Origin of the sequence: Streptomyces phytophilus, from assembly GCF_013870535.1 — a bacterium.
GTDB lineage: Bacteria > Actinomycetota > Actinomycetes > Streptomycetales > Streptomycetaceae > Streptomyces > Streptomyces phytophilus.
Genome location: NZ_JACBXC010000661.1, coordinates 1 through 3,365, shown reverse-complemented (window position 1 = coordinate 3,365; position 3,365 = coordinate 1). Strand labels below are relative to the sequence as shown.

The following is a 3,365-nucleotide window of genomic DNA, read 5'->3' as shown; positions in this document are numbered from 1 at the left end:
CGGCTGCCCGGGCGGTCGGCGCAGTTTCGGCTTGTTGTCGGTGCAACCGCCAACTACGGTTCAACCAGCAGCAGTCGGACTTCTCCATAGGGCGGCCGTTTCGTATGACCACAGGCAGCAGGGGGCTTCACCGCCTTGAGTCCGCACTCTCCCAGTGGGACTCCCCCTGGTCCCTCTGCATGGTCGGCGAGGATCAGTCGCAGAAGTTCTCGCAGATGAGCAGCGCGCTGCGCGAGCCGTACTCCGAGACGGGCGACGGGAAGTACATCGCGTCCGGGTTCTCGTACTGGGGCGTGGCGTCGACGATGGCCTGGGTGCACGCCTGTTCCGACCTGTACTACCCGGTGATGCGGGAGAGCATCGAGTCCTTCGCGCAGCGCTGGCGGCAGATCGCCGGCGACCTGGACGGCACGCCCCGCCACTACGTGAGCCTGGGCACCGGCACCGGGCAGAAGGACCAGACGATCCTGGAGCGGCTGCTCCGCGGCCGCGAGCCCGAGGCGCTGACGTACGTCCCCGTGGACGTCAGCCCGGAGATGCTGCGGCTGGGCCAGCGGGAGGCGCTGCGCCATCTCGACCTGCCGATGGGCGGGGTCGTGCCGGTGCAGCTCGACTTCGCGAACGTACGCGGCGTCCGCGGGCTGCGCCGGCTGGTGGAGAGCCTCGTCGGCGACGAGCCGGTGCTCTACTCGCTGCTGGGCAACACGCTGGCGAACTTCACCGACGACACGGGGCTGCTGACGATGCTGACCGGCAGCCTGCTGCGGCCGCAGGACCGGTTCCTGCTGGAGGTCGCCCGCTCCGCCGCGCTGGACGAGGACGCCGCGCACGCCGCGGCCCGCGAGTACCGGTCGAGCCCGCGCTTCGCCGAGTTCGTCACCAGCGCCGTCATGGAGTACACCGACCTGCACATCGACATGACCAGCGTCGAGTACGAGCCGTCGGTCGAGGACGACCGGGCGCTGAAGGTCAAGGTCCTCTACCGCAACCGCACCGGCGAGCAGCTCCTCCTCACCCTGCCCGACCGCAGCGGCGTCGAGTTCCCCGACGGGGACACCATCCGCCTGCTGACCACCCGCAAGTACGCGGCGGAGGGCCTCGACAAGCTGCTCGCCGACGCCGGTGCCGCGGAGGTGACCCGGACCAGCTCCGGGCTGCACTCCGGGTTCGGCGAGACGGGCTTCGGCATGGACCTGGTGCTGCTGCGCTCCGCCGCGGCGGTGGCCGCGGAGGAGCCACCGGCGGAGGTCCCGGCCCCCAACCCGTTCGGCTGAGCCGGGCGCGCGGGGCATGGTGCGTCCGTCGCGGAGCGCGTTCTACGGGGTGTTCACCGCCACCGCGCTCGTCGTCGCCCTCGGGCTGTGCGTCGCCTGGCTGGTGCGTGCCTCGGACGGCGGCCGGTGGGAGCCGGCGATCCAGGTGCCGGCGATCCTCGCGGCGATGAGCGGGGTGATCGCGGAGCGGCGGGCGGCGGCCCGGGAGCGGGAGAAGCAGACGCTGCGCGCGCTCGCCGAGGAGTTGGTGAAGAACACCGCGATCCTGGCCGATCCGCGGTTCGCGGCGCTCGACCCGGCCCGCCCGGTGCACCGGGTCTTCCCGCGGCCGGTGCTGTCGGCGACGGACGCGACGCTGGTCTCCGGCGTGCTGGCCGGTCGGGATCATCAGGAGCTGGTGGCGCTGCTGCACAAGTGGCGCGACGCGGTACGGGAGTTCAACCGCCGGCTGGACCTGGCGGAGCTGCGCAGCTTCGTCGTGGAGGCGGACGGCCCCGAGCTGCTGCGCATCGACCGCGACCTGCACCGCGACGGCGGCCACCTGGACGAGACCTGCCGGCTGCGGGACCGGATCGAGGAGCTGCTGCGCACGCGGTACCGGGACAAGCCCGAGGTGGTCGAGGCGCTGTCCGGGGGGCCGGGGGCGTAGCGGCGGGGCGCGTCAGCGGATGTGGGTCAGGGCAGCGGCGGCGACCGCGGCCCCGGCGGGGCACGTGCCGTCCTGCGAGGCGCCGGGCTCCGGGATGGTCGTGGTGCCGACCAGGCGCTCGATGTCCTCCACCGCGACGAAGATGAAGCAGATCCCCTGGAACTCCGCCTGCACCGCCATGTGCTTCCCTACCGGCACCTGCGTGACGCGCCCGTCCTTGGTCATGGTCTTCGCGTAGGACTGCGGCACGTCCAGATCGAGGCCGACGTTCTGGCCGTCGAGCAGCCAGTCGCACGCGGCCCCGTTCTTGCTGGAGCTGCGTTCGCCCGGGCCGCTGATGCCGAGGGCGGCGACGTCGCGCTCGTCGAGGGCGAGGCACGGCCGCGACCGCAGGTGGGCGAGGGGGTAGGTGGCCGGCTTCGCGTCCGCGGCCTCGGTGGTGGCCGGGGCGGCGGTCGCGGACGAGGAAGCGGGCTTCGGGGACGCCTTCGCCGGGGCTTCCCCGTCGCTCGAACATCCGCCGCCCAGCAGGCCCAGGGCAGCGACGAGCGCGAGTGCGGCGGAGCCGCGGGGGCGCCGCCGCCGGGGGCGCCGGTCAACGTCGATTGGTGGCATGCTGGCACGGTAGCGGCGCCGTACCGGGACCGGTCCCCGCGCCGGGTCCCTACGGCGCCGCCGCCGGCGGGCGGCGGAAGATGCGGGTCGCCGTCACCTCGCCGACCGACGGCTCCTCCCCCTCCCGCTGGGCCGGCAGCCCGGGGCGCAGGTGTTCCTCGACGGTGATGTACTTCAGCCCGGCCCGCAGGTCCGCGTCGTTGCGCAGCCGGATCACGAGGGGGAACTCCGCCAGCGCCGTGGTGTCGAACAGGCCCGTGGTGTAGAGGAGCTGCACCCCGAGGGCGTCGGCGACGGCGCGTTGCAGCTCCAGCAGATACGTGGCGTTGGCGCGGCCGATGGGGTTGTCGAGGAAGAGCGTGCCCGCGTGGTGGTGCCGGTCGTCCCCGCGGTCGTTGCCCCTGAGGGCCGCCATCGTGCAGTACAGCGCGATGGCGGCGGTGAGCAGCTGGCCGCCGGAGAACACGTCGCCCATCTGCCCGACCGGCACCCGCTCGGCGCGCAGCACCGCGTCCGGCTTGAGGATCTCCACCGCCACGCCCCTGGGCTGCATCGCGGCGTCCACGCCGCGCAGCAGCAGGGTCGTGCCGTCGCGGCGCAGGTCGCTGTTCTTGCGTACGGCCGCGCGGGTGGCCTCGTCGATGACCTCGCCCAGGCGCTCGGCCAGGGTCGCCTGGTCGGGGTCCTCGAAGCGGATGCGCAGGAACTCCTGCCCGGACCACTCCCCCAGCCCTTCCGGCAGCCGCGACAGCCGCTGCGCGGCGCGCAGCGTGGCGAGGCCGGACTCCACCAGGCCGCGCAGCCGGTCCACGATGCCGTCGCGGTTG

General features: G+C 73.4%; 3 protein-coding genes and 1 pseudogene. 2 read left to right on the top strand and 2 right to left on the bottom strand.

Going from position 1 to position 3,365, the window contains the following annotated elements; all coding sequences use genetic code 11:
- Positions 1-104: 104 nt before the first annotated feature.
- Both H5J30_RS23115 and H5J30_RS23110 read left to right on the top strand, forming a co-directional pair.
- Positions 105-1,274 carry an L-histidine N(alpha)-methyltransferase gene (locus tag H5J30_RS23115; protein ID WP_181789303.1) on the top strand — a complete coding sequence of 390 codons (1,170 nt, stop codon included), beginning with the start codon at positions 105-107 and terminating at the stop codon, positions 1,272-1,274.
- 16 nt (positions 1,275-1,290) lie between these two features.
- Positions 1,291-1,923 (top strand): hypothetical protein, encoded by a 633-nt coding sequence (locus H5J30_RS23110; RefSeq protein ID WP_181789302.1) that lies wholly within the window; start codon positions 1,291-1,293, stop codon positions 1,921-1,923.
- Between the two features lie 12 nt (positions 1,924-1,935).
- On the opposite strand, the gene H5J30_RS23105 is transcribed toward H5J30_RS23110, so the two are convergent.
- Together H5J30_RS23105 and H5J30_RS23100 are read right to left on the bottom strand one after the other, a co-directional pair.
- Positions 1,936-2,538 (bottom strand): DUF3558 family protein, encoded by a 603-nt coding sequence (locus H5J30_RS23105; RefSeq protein WP_181789301.1) that lies wholly within the window; start codon positions 2,536-2,538, stop codon positions 1,936-1,938.
- Between the two features lie 49 nt (positions 2,539-2,587).
- Positions 2,588-3,365, bottom strand: a pseudogene (locus H5J30_RS23100) (hypothetical protein); the annotation flags it as partial.

What these genes read in the sequence shown, in the direction of transcription:
- H5J30_RS23105 (WP_181789301.1), bottom strand. Translation starts at nt 2,538, where the DNA reads ATGCCACCAATCGACGTTGACCGGCGCCCCCGGCGGCGGCGCCCCCGC.
- H5J30_RS23115 (WP_181789303.1), top strand. Translation starts at nt 105, where the DNA reads ATGACCACAGGCAGCAGGGGGCTTCACCGCCTTGAGTCCGCACTCTCC.
- H5J30_RS23110 (WP_181789302.1), top strand. Translation starts at nt 1,291, where the DNA reads ATGGTGCGTCCGTCGCGGAGCGCGTTCTACGGGGTGTTCACCGCCACC.